The organism is Streptomyces ardesiacus, from assembly GCF_003112575.1.
Classification (GTDB): Bacteria; Actinomycetota; Actinomycetes; order Streptomycetales; family Streptomycetaceae; genus Streptomyces; species Streptomyces ardesiacus.
Genome location: NZ_BEWC01000008.1, coordinates 798461 through 812772 on the forward strand (window position 1 = coordinate 798461; position 14312 = coordinate 812772).

The following is a 14312-nucleotide window of genomic DNA, read 5'->3' on the forward strand; positions in this document are numbered from 1 at the left end:
CCACCGGGGCCGCGCGCTACAGGTCCCCGGCCGCGTCGGCGAGTGCCTGGTCGAGGACGGCCACCCCGCGGGCGATCTCGTCGTCGCTCGCGGTCAGCGGCGGCGCGATGCGGAAGATCCCGCCCATGCCCGGGAGCTGGACGATGTTCATGTGCAGCCCCAGCTCGAAGCAGCGCCGGGTGACGGCGGCGCCGAGCCGGTCGGCGCCCCCCTCGCCCAGGACCTGGTCCCCGGCCAGTTCCATGCCCAGCAGCAGTCCCCGGCCGCGGACGTCGCCGACGACCTCGTGGCGGGCGGCGAGTTCGTCGAGGCCCTTGCGCAGCGCCCGGCCGAGCGCCCCGGCGCGCTCGTCCAGCCGGTCGCGGACCAGGACGTCGAGGACGGTGTTGCCCACGGCGGCCGGCAACGGGTCGTTGACATGGGTGGTGAAGAACAGGAACCCCCGCTCGTGCGCCCGCTGTTCGATCTCCGGGCCGGTCAGCACCGCGGCCAGCGGCAGCCCCGCGCCGAGCGTCTTGGACAGCACGAGGATGTCCGGGACGACACCCTCGTGCTCAAAGGCGTACCAGTCGCCGGTGCGGCACAGCCCCGTCTGCGCCTCGTCGAGGATCAGCAGCATCCCCCGTTCGCGGCACTTGTCCGCCAGCGCGGCGAGATAGCCGGGCGGCAGTTCGACCACGCCGCCCGACGACAGGATCGGCTCCACCAGGCACGCGGCCAGGCTGCCGACCGACTGCGCGTCGATCATCTCGAAACCCAGGTCCAGCTGGCGGCGCCAGTCCAGCTCGCCGTCCGCGCCGACGACCGAGGGGCGGTGGCGGTCCGGCACCGGAAGCGCGAAGTTGCCCGGTGCGGCGGGGCCGTAGCCCTTGCGTCCCGCGCTGTAGGTGGCGTTCGCGGCGGCCTGCGTCATGCCGTGCCAGGACCGGGCGAAGGAGACGATTTCGTGGCGGCCGGTGACCAGCTTCGCCATCCGCACCGCCGCCTCGTTCGCCTCCGCCCCGGTCGTCAGCAGCAGCACCTTCTCCAGCGACGCGGGCACGGTGCCCGCCAGCCGGCGGGCCAGCTCGACCACCGGCCGGCTGAGCATGCCGCTGTGCAGGTGGTCCAGGTGGGCGACCTGTTCGCGCACCGTCGAGACGATCGCCGGATGGGAGTGCCCGAGGATGGCGCTCATCTGGCCGGACGTGAAGTCCAGCAGCTCACGGCCGCTCTCGGTGAACACCGAGGTGCCCGCCGCGCGGACGACGACCTCCGGCGAGAAGGGCGCGTGGCCGGAGTAGCGGATCAGGTGGCGCCCCAGGTCGGCGCCGGACGTCTCGGAAGGCATGCCACCGACGGTAGGGACGGGGTGCTGCACGTGTCCATCGCACAGATCCGACACTGCTGTACGGCACAACCGTACAGGCCGCCCCGGCCCCGTCGTCGTACCATCGCCGCGTGCTCAACTCCGGACGGCTCCACCTGCTCAGCCAGCTCGACACCCTCGGCACCGTCCGCGCGGTCGCCGACACGCTGCACCTGAGCGCCTCGACGGTCTCCCAGCAACTGGCGGTGCTCGAGACCGAGACCCGGTGCCGGCTGATCGAGCGGACGGGACGGCGGGTGCGGCTGACCCCGGCCGGGCTGCTGCTCGCCCGCCGGGGCCGCGAGATCCTCGACCGGATGGCCGACGTCGAGGCCGAACTGCGCGCCCTGAACGACGAACCCATCGGCACCGTCCGGCTCGGCGTGTTCCAGAGCGCGATCTACAGCCTCGCCGTCCCCGCGGCCAACCGCCTGGCCACCACCCACCCGCACCTGCGCCTGGAACTCGTCGAGATGGAGCCGCACGAGAGCGGTCCCGCCCTGCGCTCGGGCGACGCGGACGTCATCGTCACCACCGCCGACTACACCGGCCTGCCCCGGGGCGCCGACCTGGAGGTCATGTCGCTGGGCAGCGACCCCGTCCTGCTGGTGCTGCCGCACGGTCATCCGCTGTCCTCCCGCGGCGCGGTGGACCTCGCGGCGTGCAAGGAGGAGACCTGGGCCTGCGACCGGCCCCAGTCGTACATGGCGGACCTGACCGTACGGCTGTGCCGCGAGGCCGGGTTCGAACCCCGGGTGGCCTGCCGGTTCAGCAACTACCTCATGCTGCTGCGACACGTCGAGACGGCCGGGTCGGTCGCCCTGCTGCCCGCCCTCGCCGTCACGGCCGACCACGCCGTCGTCACCCGGCGGCTGGACCCGCCCGTGCACCGCAACGTCGCCGTCGTGGTCCGGCGCGGCGCCCCGCGGCGCGCCGCGGTGAACGCGGTCGTCGGCGCGCTGCGCGACCACCCGGAGATCGAGGCCCTGGCCGCGCCGGAGCCCTCCCGCGCTCAGGGGGACGACGCCGCCCCGGGACCGGCCGGGGTCTGATCCCCGGGATCAGGAGCCGACGGCCGCGGCCCCCTCGGCGCCGGACTCGCCCGCCGGTCTGAACTCCACGGCCACGACGCCGTCCACGCTGCGGCAGTGCTCCTCGAGGAGCGGGGCGGACACATGGTCCGGGAGCCGCCCGCTGAGGACGACATGGCCGTGCGTCACGTCCACCTGCACCGACGAGGGCGCCAGGCCCAGCGCCTTCACCAGGGCCTCCTCGATGATCTCGGTGCGGATCGCGCGGTCCGTGCGCAGGAAGACCCGCAGCAGGTCGCTCCTGCTGACGACCCCGGCCAGCCGCCCCTCGTCGTCGACGACCAGCAGCCGTTTGATGCGGTGCCGCGCCATGACCCGGGCGGCGTCCACGACGCTCCAGCTCTCGCGGGCGCACACCGCGGGCGAGGTCATCAGCCCGGCCGCGTCCGTGGCGTCGGCCTTGCCGGCCGAGGCGCGGGACCACGCGGCGTGCTCGGGGGAGCCGTCGGGCTCCCCGCCCCACATCTTCTGCAGCAGGTCCGCCTCCGACACCACCCCCACGGGACGGTTCTCCCCGTCGACGACCGGCACGGCCGTGATGTCGTACTCCAGCAGCAGGTGGGCGATCTCCTTGAACGGTGTGCCGCGCTGCACGCGCACCACGGCGTCGCTCATCAAATCGCGCACCCTCTGGTGTTTCATCGAGCGTCTTCCCCTCCACTGCCGGTCCGCGCGGACCGGCGTTCGTCCTTCTTGTCCCTGAAAACGATCGATCGGTCCCGGGAGTGCCCTGCGGCCCCGCGAGGAGCGACCAGGAGCAGCGCGATGTCGTCGCCCGGGGCGGGCGCGTGCCGGACGACGGTGTCGGCCATGGCGTCGAGGTCGCCCGGGTCGCCGTGCTCCAGGAGCCCGGCGAGAGCCGCGATCGCGTCGTCCAGGTCGACTCCGGGCGCTTCGACCAGCCCGTCGGTGTAGAGGGCGAGCACACTGCCGGGCGGCAGCGGGAACTCCAGCGACGGGTACACGGTGTCCGGCTCGATGCCGAGCAGGAGTCCGGGCGGTACCGGCAGCGGCTCGACGCGCCCGTCGAGGTGGCGCAGCAGCGGAGGGGGGTGCCCGGCGAGTGCCACGCAGGCGCGATGGCTGGCGAGGTCGAGGTGGACGTAGGCGCAACTGGTGAACAGCCCCGGATCCAGATCGGTGAGCAGGCGGTTGGTGCGGGCCAGGACGTCACCGGGGGGCGCGCCCACGGTCGCGTGCGCGTGCACGGCGGTGCGGACCTGCCCCATCAGGGCCGCCGCGTCCACGTTGTGGCCCTGCACGTCGCCGATCGCGACGGCGGCCGTGTGCTCGTCCAGCCGGATCACGTCGTAGAAGTCGCCGCCGATGCCCAGCCCCCGGGCGGCCGGGAGGTAGCAGGCGGCGACGTCCAGACCGGACACCCGGGGGAGCGTGTGGGGCAGCAGCGCGGACTGCAGCCGGTGGGCGAGGTGGTGCTTGGCGTCGTAGAGCCGGGCGCGGTCCAGTGCCTGCCCCACCAGTCCCGCCAGCGACGTGAGGGCGGCCCGTTCCCCCGGCGGGAAGACGTGGGGCCGCCGGTAGGAGAGGAGGAGGGACCCGATGGGGCGGCCCGAGGCGATCAGCGGCAGTACGGCCCAGGCGGCCATCCCGTCCTCGTGCGGCATGGCCGGGTAGGCCTCGCGCAGTTCCCCGTACGTCGGCCAGAACCCGGGAACCCCCGTGGCCATCACGTCGGCGCCGGGAACGGCCGAGGACAGGGGCATGCCGTCGAAGTGCTCGAGGAGCTCCGGCCGGTAACCGCGCTGCCCGACGATCTTCAGGTGGCCGTCCTCGGGGACCATCACCACCATGCCCTGCGCACCCAGCGCGGGCATCAGCTGGTCGGCGGTCTGCTCGACCACGTCCGGCACGCTGACGGCCTCGGTCAGGGTCGAGGCCAGGTGCATCAGGTGGTACAGCACCGTGGCCCGGCTGGGCCCCGAGGCCGCCACCGACCGGGCCGGGAACGCGTCCGTGTCCTGGCTGCCGGGGAGGATGCGGACGCTCAGCCCGGTGGCGTCCGGGTACAGCTCGAAGGTCAGCCACGTGTCCGGCGGGCGCAGCACCGTGAAGGCCTGCGGTCTGCGGCTGACCAGCGCCGCCCGGTAGCGGTCCTCCACGTGCGGCACGTCCATCCAGGGCAGCGCCTCCCACGGCAGCGCGCCCACCAGCAGGGACCGGTCGACACCGAGGAGTTCGGCCGCCCCCGGGGTGACGAGGACGAGGCGTCCGTCCAGGCCCAGCGCGCACGAACCGCCGGGCAGGCGGTCCACGAACGCGGACAGCGCGGCCGCGTCGGCGTGCGAGGGCGGGCGGGGAGCGGGCGGAGGCAGGGTACGGGGACGGTCCGGCGGCAGCGGCTCGCCGCGCTCCAGGGCCCGCTCCAGACTGTCGAACAGGCGCCCGCAGCCCGCCCGGACGGCGTCCTGCTCACCACGGGTGAGCCGGGCCGGGTGGTCGCCCGCCCACAGCAGGATCAGCCCGCCCCGGACGACCGGCCCCGAGGCCAGCGGCGCGGCAGCCAGCCCGAACTCGTACGGCAGGACGAGCGCCACCCGCGGATACTGGCGTGCCATCTCCTCCCGGCCGCCGGCCCACACCAGGCGCCGCTCGCGGACCGCGTCGGCGACGGGCATCGGATCCTTCAGGCCGACCCGCCGCCAGGGAGCGGCCATCTCCTGCGGGACGCCCATGACCAGTACCTGCCACATGGCGTCCTCGCCCGGCGGCAGTGCGTACACGATCCCGCCGTACGCACCGCTCGCCCGTACCACCGCGGCCATCGCCGAATCCATCAGCCGGCCGCCCGTGTCCACGCGGGCAGGGCCGTCCGACGCCGGCCACCCCGAACCTCACCCATATCTGGACACTACGCCCGTCCCGTCGCCACGGCATGCGAAGCCCCGGCGGGCGGGACGGGACGGTCGACGGTGCCGTTCAGTCCCGCCCGCCGTGCCCCCCGGACCTGCGCTTCACGTACAGCCGTCCGTCCGACGGACCCGTCCACTCCAGCCGTACGACACCGGGCACCGCGGCCTCGGCGACGCGGGAGGCGTGGGACCAGTAGCCGGCGGCGGGGTTGAGGAAGTACGTCGACCAGGGGTCGCCCCGGTGATCGACGAAGAAGTTGTTGTGCCCGGCGCCGACCCCCGCGGTGTAGCGCTTGGCGTACGGCCCCTCGAACCGGTCGGCCACGGCGACGACCGCGTCGTACTGGTACTGCACCCGGCCGGTGGCGGCCACGTCGTAGGCCTGGCGGACGGTGCCGTCGGCGTTGACGGAGGTCCGGTCCCACACGGAGTGCACGAGGTGGTACTTGCCCCGGTACTTGAACACGTACGCGCCCTCCAGGTACGGCTCGGGGGAGTACGGGGTCTGGCGGAACCTGGGCAGGTCCGTGGTGGTGACGATGTCCTCCATGTCGTCCCGGAACCTCGCGTACAGGTCGTTGTGCAGCACGAGCCACGCGTCGTCGCCCTCGGTGAACAGGCCGCCGTCGATGTGGTGGTAGGCGCCGGGCTCGATGAACGCGGGCCCCCCGATGAACGAGTCGCCGAAGGGCTTGTCCAGGTTCCCCTCGACCAGCCGGTAGGGGCCCTCGACCCCGCCCTCGCTCACCAGCATGAACGAGCCGACCTTGCGGGAGTGGTCGCCCATGCACGCCACGATGTACCAGGTGCCGCGGAAGTAGTGCAGCTCCGGCGCCCAGGCCTGGCCGCGCTTGCCGAACCGCTCGTCGTGCCAGTACTCCTGCCAGGGCGCGACGACCGTGCGGCCGGGCCGGTTCTCGCCCACGAACTCGGGCGACCAGACCTTGCCCCGCTCCGCCCCGGGCCGGATGCCGGTGGTGTCGGCCAGCCGCCACGGGCCCTTGAGGGAGGGGGCCAGCCACACGAAGATGCCGTCGTTCCAGGGGGCGGCGACGTCGAGGCCGGGCACCCGGGTGGTGCCGGTGGCGACGTACAGCGGGCGGCCGTCGACGACGAAGCAGTTGACGTAGGTGTCGCGCATCCACACCGCGCCGCGCTCCTCGTCACGGGGGCGCAGTTCCAGCGGGAGGACGAACGAGTTGTCCTCGCGCGGCCACAGGTCCACCCGGGTGTCCGCGACGCCGTAGGTCTCGGGATCGGGCCAGTTTCCCGGGGTGCGGCGGGACGCCCCGGCCGCCGGGGGAGCCGCCTGCGCGGCGCTCGCGGGGAGGGCGAACGCCGCCCCCACACCGGCGGCGCCGGCCAGCAGGGAGCGTCGGTGAAGGCCGTACTCGGCATCGGTCATCAGTCGGGTTCTCCTTCGTCGTCCCCGTCCGGGAAGCGAGGGGCGGCACGCGAGCCGCACGACGGGGGCATGCCGCACAGCATGCGAACGCCCGCGCATTTACGTCAACGGGCCGGACGAATAATCCACTCCGAGACGCCCACCGGCAGACGGCTCCACCAGGCATTGTGAACGCTCCATTGCATCTTTCCGTCGGAGTGTTGACGGAATAATCGCGCCTCTCTACGTTGACCGGCATGCAGATGCCCAGCGGAGTGCACGCACTGGTCCGGCGGACCCACGAGGAGCGCGTGATGCGTGCGCTGCAGGAGAACGGCGCCATGAGCCGCGGCGAGATCGCCCGGGTCGTGGGCCTGTCGCGCACCACCCTGTCCGAGATCACCGGCAACCTCCTGCAACGGGGCGCCATCGTGGTCGTGGACACCGACGCCTCCCGGCGCGAGGGCAGCGGGCGGCCGGCCGAACGGCTGGCGCTGGACCCGGCGTCCGCGCAGTTCATGGGCGTCGACTTCGGTCACCGGCGGGTGCACGTCGTCGTCGCGGACGCCTCGCACGAGATCATGGTCTCGGGCTCCGTCCGCTACGAGGACACCGCGACCTGGCAGACCCGGACCGAACTGGCCCTGGAACTCGTCGACCGGCTGAGCGGCGAGGCGGGCGTCCACTACGGGGCGCTGCAGGGCATCGGCATCGGCGTACCCGGCCCCTACCCGGCACCGGAGGGCGCGGCCTGGCCCCGCGCGACGGCGGGCACCACCGTGCTCCGCCCGGCCCCCGAAGGCGTCGACGTGGCTTTCGCCGAGCGCTTCGACGCACCGGTGATCGTCGACAACAACACCCGACTGGCCGCCCTGGCCGAGGCGATCAGCGGCGCCGACAGCGTCGCCGACCTGGTGTACGTACGGCTCTCGGACGGTGTCGGCGGCGGGCTCGTCGTCGGCGGCCAGCTGGTGACCGGCTCCTCGGGGCTGGCCGGCGAGCTGGGACACGTGACCGTCGAACCGGCGGGCCGGCCGTGCCGGTGCGGCAAGCGGGGCTGTCTGGAGACCGTGGCCTCCGTGCCCGGGATCCTCGCCGCCTGCTGGGAGTTCGGCCTGCGCCTGGAGAACCTCGACGACCTCGCCGAGGCCGTGCGCCGGGCCCACCCCGTGGTGGACCGGGTCCTGCGGGAGGCCGCGGGGGCGCTGGGGCGGGTGGTCGGCGCCGCGACCATGATGCTGAACCCGGCGAAGGTGGTCGTCGGCGGCGAGATCACCCGCCTGGCGCCGGTCCTCGTGGAACAGGTCGCCGCCACCCTGGCCGCCGAGATCTTCCCGACCGCGTCGGCCGGTCCCGTCGTCGCCGCGGCCCGGCTCTCCGACGACGACGGCGCCCTCGGTGCCCTCGCCGCGGTCTTCCACAGCTCACCCCTCCTGGCGAGGTATCCCGAAACCGCCGACGTGAAGGGCCGTTCCGATGCATCCGACCCCGCCCCCGAAGGAGCCGCCCATGTCCGTCCTTGACAAGCGGAGCGCCGGCCGGCGGCAACCGCGGCCCGGGGCCTCGCCCGACACCGACGCGGGGGACACCGCGGCGGCGGACTCCACGGCGGGCGCCGACAAGTCCGCCCCCGAACACGGGCGTTCGGGACGGCGCGGGCTGCCGCTCGCGCTCAACGCCGTCTCCGTCGCGCTCGGCATCGCCCTGTGGTGGGCACTCGCCTCCGCCGGGTTCAAGCTGCCGACACCGCCCGAGGTCGTGTCCCGGGCCGGCACCCTGATCGGCGACGGGACGCTCGCCGACGACGCCCTGGCCAGCCTGACCCGGGTCCTCGTCGGCTTCGCCCTCGGCACGGCCGTGGCCGTACCGGTGGGCTTCCTGATGGGCTGGTACGGCATCCTGCGCGGACTGATCGAACCCTGGATCCAGTTCTTCCGCACCATCCCGCCACTGGCGATCATTCCGCTGGCCGTGGTCGCCATGGGCATCGACGAGACGCCGAAGATCTTCGTCATCTTCCTCGCCGCGTTCCTGGCCTGTGTGATCTCCACCTTCCAGGGCGTGGTGAACGTCGACCGCACCCTGATCAACGCCGCCCGGGTCCTCGGCGCGGGCGACGCCACGATCTTCGCCCGCGTGGTGGTGCCGGCCTCCACGCCCTTCATCCTCGTCGGCATGCGGGTCGGTCTCGGCTCCGCCTGGGCCACGCTGGTCGCCGCGGAACTGATCGCCGCCCAGGAGGGCCTCGGCTACCGCATGCAGAACGCCCAGCTCTACTACGACCTCCCGACCATCTTCGTCGGGCTCATCTCGATCGGAATCCTCGGTCTCCTCATGGACCGCGTCCTCCTCCTCGCCGAACGCAGGCTCACCCGATGGCAGGAACGCCGATGACCAGCACCCCCGCCAAGATATCCGTCCAGCACGTCACCAAGACCTTCTCGCTGGGCCGGCAGACCTTCACCGCCCTCGACGACGTCAGCCTCGACATCGCCCACCACGAGTTCGTCACCGTCGTCGGCCCCTCGGGCTGCGGCAAGAGCACCCTGATGAACATCCTCGCCGGACTGGAGACACCCACGGCCGGCCGCGCCCTGGTGGACGGCGCCCCCGTCTCGGGCCCCGGGCCCGAACGCGGCGTCATCTTCCAGCAGTACGCCCTCTTCCCCTGGCTGACCGTACGTCAGAACGTCGAGTTCGGGCTCCGGACCACCGGCGTGCCCAAGCGCGAACGCCGGGCCAGGGCCGAGCACTTCATCGAACTGGTCGGCCTGGAACGCTTCGCCGACGCACTGCCCAAGACCCTCTCCGGAGGCATGCGCCAGCGCTGCGCCATCGCCCGCGCCTACGCCGTCGATCCCTCGATCCTGCTGATGGACGAACCCTTCGGCGCCCTCGACGCGCTCACCCGGGTCAAGCTCCAGGAGCAGCTCCTGAAGACCTGGAGCCAGGACCGGCGCACCGTCCTGTTCATCACCCACGACGTCGACGAGGCCGTGTTCCTGGCCAACCGGGTCGTCGTGATGGCCGCCCGCCCCGGACGCGTCTACGACGTCGTCGAGGTCGACCCCGCCTTCCGGCGCGACGAGGCCTTCCGGCTCAGCCCCGAGTTCGCCGCGCTGCGCAATCGCGTCTGGCACTCCGTCTACCACCAGGAAGGCCGCACCGCCGCCCTTTCCGGTTCCCACTCCTCCCCGTCATGACCCGGAAGGGACCCACCGCCATGTCACCCGTCCTCACCCGCAGAAGCCTCACCAGCGCCCTCGCCGGCGCGGCCGCCCTGGCGCTGCTCGCCGCGTGCGGCGGCGGATCGTCCTCCGGCGGGTCCTCGGACAAGGTCCGCTTCGGATACATCAACGACTTCAACGGCGCCAGCCTGATCGCCGTCGCCGAGTCCAAGGGACTGTGGAAGAAGCACGGTCTGTCGGCGGACGCCAAGGTCTTCACCAACGGGCCGCTCCAGATCCAGGCCCTGGGCACGGACAACCTCGACTTCGGCTACATAGGCCCCGGCGCCATGTGGCTCCCCGCCTCCGGCCAGGCCAAGGTCGTCGCCATCAACACCCTCGGCAACTCCGACCGGGTGCTGGCCCAGCCGGGCATCACCTCGATGCAGCAGCTCAGGGGCAAGACCGTCGCCGTGCCCGAAGGCACCTCCGGCGACATGATCCTTACCCTCGCGCTGCGCAAGGCCGGAATGACCAAGGAGGACGTGAAGGCCGTCCCCATGGACCCCTCCACCATCGTCTCCGCCTTCTCCTCCCGGCAGGTCGACGGCGCCGGCTTCTGGTACCCGGCCGCGGCGACGATCAAGAAGCAGGTCCCCGGCCTCGTCGAACTCGCCAAGAACGCCGACTTCGAGCAGGACGTCTCCTTCCCCACCGCGTTCGTCGCGGGCAACAAGGTGGTGGCCGACCAGCCGGAGAAGACCAAGAAGGTCCTCGCCGTGCTGCGCGAGGCCATGGCGTTCCGCTCCGAGCACACCGAGGAGGCGATCGAACTCACCGCCGCCAAGCTGAAGCTCCCCGTCGACCAGGTGAAGGCGGACGCCGCGAACAACAAGGTGCTCGGCGTCGACGAACTCGACAAGCTGACCGAGGACGGCACGGTCGTCAAGTGGCTGAAGGGCATGAACGACTACTTCGTCGAGGCCGGCAAGCTGAAGAAGCCCGCCGACCCGAAGACCTACTACACCGGTGACCTCTTCACGGGAGCGGGCAAGTGACGCGAGCGAACCAGCCCGGTGCCGAGCCCGGTGCCCAGTCCGGCGGCCGTCCCGACGCCCGGTCCGGAGCGTCCAGGAAGAACATCCTCTTCCTGATGACCGACCAGCACCGCACCGACACCCTCGGCGCCTACGGCAACCCCCTGGCACACACCCCGGCTCTCGACGAACTGGCCGCCACGGGAACCCGCTTCGACCGCTGGTACACCCCCACCGCCATCTGCACCCCGGCCCGCGCCAGCCTCCTGACCGGCCAGGCGCCCTTCCGTCACAAGCTCCTCGCCAACCACGAACGCAACGTCGGCTACCTCGAGGACCTGGCCGAGGACCAGTTCGCCTTCTCCCGCGCCCTGCGCGAACACGGCTACAACTGCGGCCTGTTCGGCAAGTGGCACACCGGCAACCTGCGCACCGCGGCCGACTACGGCTTCGACGGCCCCCACCTGCCCGGATGGCACAACCCCGTCGACCACCCGGACTACCTCGCCTACCTGGCCGAGCGCGGACTGCCCCCGTACGAGATCAGCGACCGGATTCGCGGCACCCTGCCCAACGGCGGCCCCGGCAACCTGCTCGCCGCCCGGCTGCACCAGCCGGTCGAGGCCACCTTCGAGCACTACCTGGCCACCCGCGCCATCGAGCAGCTGGAGCGGTACGCCGCCGACGTCCACGAGCGCGAGCGGCCCTTCTTCCTGGCCCTGCACTTCTTCGGACCGCACCTGCCGTACATCCTGCCCGACGAGTACTTCGACCTGGTCGACCCGGCCGACGTACCACTGCCGCGGTCGGTGTCCGAGACCTTCGAGGGCAAACCCCCGGTCCAGCGCAACTACAGCGCGCACTGGACCTTCGACACCATGCCCATCGAGACCACCCGCAAGCTCATCGCGGTCTACTGGGGCTACGTCGCCCTCATCGACCGGCAGATCGCACGGGTCACGCAGGCCATGGAGCGGCTCGGTCTCACCGACGACACGGCGGTGTTCTTCACCTGCGACCACGGGGAGTTCACCGGCTCGCACCGGCTGCACGACAAGGGCCCCGCGATGTACGAGGACATCTACCGCACCCCCGGCCTGCTGCGCGTCCCCGGCGCCCCCGGCGGGCAGGTGCGCGACGAGTTCGTCAGCCTCCTCGACTGCACCGCCACCATCCTCGAACTGGCCGGCCTGGACCCGGAACCCGCCGTCGACTCCCGCAGCCTGCTGCCCCTGGTCCGGGGCGAGACGGTGGAGTGGGACGAGGACATCGTCTGCGAGTTCCACGGCCACCACTTCCCCTACCCGCAGCGCATGCTGCGCGAGGACCGGTACAAACTCGTCGTCAACCCCGACTCGGTCAACGAACTGTACGACCTGCACACCGACCCGGACGAACTGCAGAACGTCTACGCCCACCCCGAGCAGGCGGAGGTGCGCGGCCGCATGATGCGCCGGCTGTACGACGTGCTGCGCGAGCGCGGCGACAACTTCTACCACTGGATGACCTCGATGTACGACGTCGGCGAGGTGGGACACGACCCGACCCTGAGCGGGCTCGACGAGTCCACCTACCAGACGTGACACCGACCCGTCCCGTCCGAGGCCCGATGCGAGAGGACCCATGACCCGCGCCCACCGCCCGTGCTGCGCCCCCGCCACGGCACCCGCCGCCCCGGCCGGCACGTTCCCGCCGGCACCGGCACCGGCACCGGCACCGGCACCGGCGCCCGCATCCCGGCCGCGCTCCACCCGGGGGCAAGTACGCCTGCCCGGCGGCGTGTTCGCGATGGGGGACGCCTTCGGGGAGGGGTACCCGGCCGACGGGGAGACACCCGTGCACACGGTGCGCCTGCGGCCCTTCCACATCGACGAGACCGCCGTCACCAACGCCCAGTTCGCCGCGTTCGTCAAGGCGACGGGACACGTGACGGACGCCGAACGCTTCGGCTCCTCGGCGGTCTTCCACCTGGTCGTCGCCGCGCCCGACGCCGACGTCCTCGGCAACGCGGCCGGCGCCCCCTGGTGGATCAACGTCCGGGGCGCCCACTGGCGCCGCCCCGAGGGCGCCCGCTCCGACGTCTCCGGACGGCAGAACCACCCGGTCGTCCACGTCTCCTGGAACGACGCCGCCGCCTACGCCCGGTGGGCCGGCAAACGCCTGCCGACCGAGGCCGAATGGGAGTACGCCGCCCGCGGAGGGCTGGCCGGCCGCCGCTACGCCTGGGGCGACGAACTGACCCCGGGCGGCCGGTGGCGCTGCAACATCTGGCAGGGCCGCTTCCCCCACGTCAACACCGCCGAGGACGGCCACCTGACCACCGCGCCGGTCAAGTCCTACCGCCCCAACGGCCACGGCCTGTGGAACACCGCCGGGAACGTGTGGGAGTGGTGTGCCGACTGGTTCTCGCCGTCGTACTACGCCGAGTCCCCGGCCGCCGACCCGCACGGCCCCGCATCCGGTACGGCGCGCGTCCTGCGTGGCGGCTCGTACCTGTGCCACGACTCCTACTGCAACCGCTACCGGGTCGCCGCCCGCTCGTCCAACACCCCCGACTCCTCGTCCGGCAACCTCGGCTTCCGCTGTGCCAACGACGGGGACGGCGCCGGGCTCAGGGCCGTTGAGTGAGGGTTTGGGGGTAGTCGGTGATGATGCCGTCGACGCCGAGTCGTGTCATGGTGCGGATGGCGCCGGGTTCGTCGACGGTCCAGACGTTGACGGTCATGCCGAGTTGGTGGATGCGGTCGACGAGGGTTTGGTCGGTGATGGTGTGCTGGGGGTTGATCTGGTCGGCCCATTGGCTGAGTTGGAGGAGTTCGGTGTCGGTGGGGCGGTCGGCGTCGAGGATGCCGATGGGGATGTCGGGTTGTGCGGTGTGGAAGGTGTGGGCGTCGTCGGTCTGGAAGGACTGGACGGCGAGTTTGTTGCGGGCGAGGGCGGTGCGGACGTAGTGGGGTTTGTTTTTGAGGGTGTGGGCGAGGTCGGTGGCGAGGGTGGTGCCGTATTGGCTGCAGGGGCTGATTTCGGCGAGGAGTCCGGTGGGGGTGTGCTGGAGGTGTTGGATGACGGTGTCGAGGGTGATGAGGGGTTCGCCGGTGTAGTCGTCGTGGAACCAGGTTCCGGCGTCGAGGCGGCTGAGTTCGTTCCAGGTGAAGTCGGAGACGCGGTAGGTGGGGCGGTTGGGGTAGAGGTCTTCGACGTTGGTGGTGCGTTGCAGGGTGCAGTCGTGGAAGTTGACGAGTGTGCCGTCTTTGGTGCGTTGGACGTCGATTTCGACGTGGTCGGCGTGTTGGCGGACGGCGAGGTCGATGGCGGCGGCGGTGTTCTCGGGTGCCATGCCGGAGGAGCCGCGGTGGGCGATGACGTCGGGGCCGGTCGCGGCGTGCGCGGCCGTCGGCGACACCGCCAGCACCAG

At 72.1% G+C, this 14312-nt stretch carries 12 protein-coding genes; 7 read left to right on the forward strand and 5 right to left on the reverse strand.

What is annotated here, in order from left to right:
* Positions 1–16: 16 nt before the first annotated feature.
* A complete protein-coding gene (locus tag Sdi02f_RS28695) occupies positions 17–1330 on the reverse strand; it encodes an aspartate aminotransferase family protein (RefSeq protein WP_108934258.1) in 1314 nt (437 codons plus the stop codon).
* A gap of 110 nt (positions 1331–1440) precedes the next feature.
* Between Sdi02f_RS28695 and Sdi02f_RS28700 the strand changes: the two genes are divergently transcribed.
* Complete coding sequence (locus tag Sdi02f_RS28700) at positions 1441–2400, forward strand: LysR family transcriptional regulator (protein WP_108934259.1); 960 nt, start codon at positions 1441–1443, stop codon at positions 2398–2400.
* Positions 2401–2409: 9 nt separating this feature from the next.
* Here the strand turns inward: Sdi02f_RS28700 and Sdi02f_RS28705 are convergent, their stop codons facing one another.
* The 3 genes from Sdi02f_RS28705 to Sdi02f_RS28715 form a co-directional block, all read right to left on the reverse strand.
* On the reverse strand, positions 2410–3081 hold the full coding sequence (locus Sdi02f_RS28705) for a CBS domain-containing protein (protein WP_030403204.1): 672 nt from the start codon (positions 3079–3081) through the stop codon (positions 2410–2412).
* Positions 3078–5234, reverse strand: a complete 2157-nt coding sequence (locus Sdi02f_RS28710; protein WP_108934281.1) for a SpoIIE family protein phosphatase — start codon at positions 5232–5234, stop codon at positions 3078–3080. The genes Sdi02f_RS28705 and Sdi02f_RS28710 overlap by 4 nt, the downstream gene beginning before the upstream one ends.
* Before the next feature lie 142 nt (positions 5235–5376).
* The gene (locus Sdi02f_RS28715) at positions 5377–6714 is read right to left on the reverse strand and encodes a family 43 glycosylhydrolase (protein ID WP_108934260.1); all 1338 of its coding nucleotides are present in this window, start codon (positions 6712–6714) and stop codon (positions 5377–5379) included.
* 236 nt (positions 6715–6950) lie between these two features.
* Here Sdi02f_RS28715 and Sdi02f_RS28720 point away from each other — a divergent pair, with 236 nt between their 5' ends.
* From Sdi02f_RS28720 to Sdi02f_RS28745, 6 genes are all read left to right on the forward strand, one after another.
* The gene (locus Sdi02f_RS28720; RefSeq protein ID WP_030403201.1) at positions 6951–8216 is read left to right on the forward strand and encodes an ROK family transcriptional regulator; all 1266 of its coding nucleotides are present in this window, start codon (positions 6951–6953) and stop codon (positions 8214–8216) included.
* Positions 8203–9087 (forward strand): ABC transporter permease, encoded by an 885-nt coding sequence (locus Sdi02f_RS28725; RefSeq protein WP_030403200.1) that lies wholly within the window; start codon positions 8203–8205, stop codon positions 9085–9087. The genes Sdi02f_RS28720 and Sdi02f_RS28725 overlap by 14 nt, the downstream gene beginning before the upstream one ends.
* Complete coding sequence (locus Sdi02f_RS28730; RefSeq protein WP_108934261.1) at positions 9084–9896, forward strand: ABC transporter ATP-binding protein; 813 nt, start codon at positions 9084–9086, stop codon at positions 9894–9896. The genes Sdi02f_RS28725 and Sdi02f_RS28730 overlap by 4 nt, the downstream gene beginning before the upstream one ends.
* Positions 9897–9916: 20 nt before the next feature.
* Complete coding sequence (locus Sdi02f_RS28735; RefSeq protein ID WP_167458264.1) at positions 9917–10918, forward strand: aliphatic sulfonate ABC transporter substrate-binding protein; 1002 nt, start codon at positions 9917–9919, stop codon at positions 10916–10918.
* 83 nt (positions 10919–11001) lie between these two features.
* Positions 11002–12480: a sulfatase family protein gene (locus tag Sdi02f_RS28740; protein WP_267889857.1), complete on the forward strand. Its 1479-nt coding sequence runs from the start codon at positions 11002–11004 to the stop codon at positions 12478–12480.
* Between the two features lie 40 nt (positions 12481–12520).
* On the forward strand, positions 12521–13525 hold the full coding sequence (locus Sdi02f_RS28745) for a formylglycine-generating enzyme family protein (RefSeq protein WP_108934263.1): 1005 nt from the start codon (positions 12521–12523) through the stop codon (positions 13523–13525).
* Here Sdi02f_RS28745 and Sdi02f_RS28750 read toward each other — a convergent pair.
* On the reverse strand, positions 13509–14312 hold an 804-nt coding region (locus tag Sdi02f_RS28750; protein ID WP_030405342.1), incomplete at its 5' end, for a glycerophosphodiester phosphodiesterase. The two genes, Sdi02f_RS28745 and Sdi02f_RS28750, sit on opposite strands and share 17 nt — an antisense overlap.

Excerpts from the sequence above, each read along its gene's own strand:
- Sdi02f_RS28695 (WP_108934258.1), bottom strand. The coding sequence starts at position 1,330 with ATGCCTTCCGAGACGTCCGGCGCCGACCTGGGGCGCCACCTGATCCGC.
- Sdi02f_RS28705 (WP_030403204.1), bottom strand. The coding sequence starts at position 3,081 with ATGAAACACCAGAGGGTGCGCGATTTGATGAGCGACGCCGTGGTGCGC.
- Sdi02f_RS28710 (WP_108934281.1), bottom strand. The coding sequence starts at position 5,234 with ATGGATTCGGCGATGGCCGCGGTGGTACGGGCGAGCGGTGCGTACGGC.
- Sdi02f_RS28715 (WP_108934260.1), bottom strand. The coding sequence starts at position 6,714 with ATGACCGATGCCGAGTACGGCCTTCACCGACGCTCCCTGCTGGCCGGC.
- Sdi02f_RS28720 (WP_030403201.1), top strand. The coding sequence starts at position 6,951 with ATGCAGATGCCCAGCGGAGTGCACGCACTGGTCCGGCGGACCCACGAG.
- Sdi02f_RS28725 (WP_030403200.1), top strand. The coding sequence starts at position 8,203 with ATGTCCGTCCTTGACAAGCGGAGCGCCGGCCGGCGGCAACCGCGGCCC.
- Sdi02f_RS28730 (WP_108934261.1), top strand. The coding sequence starts at position 9,084 with ATGACCAGCACCCCCGCCAAGATATCCGTCCAGCACGTCACCAAGACC.
- Sdi02f_RS28735 (WP_167458264.1), top strand. The coding sequence starts at position 9,917 with ATGTCACCCGTCCTCACCCGCAGAAGCCTCACCAGCGCCCTCGCCGGC.
- Sdi02f_RS28745 (WP_108934263.1), top strand. The coding sequence starts at position 12,521 with ATGACCCGCGCCCACCGCCCGTGCTGCGCCCCCGCCACGGCACCCGCC.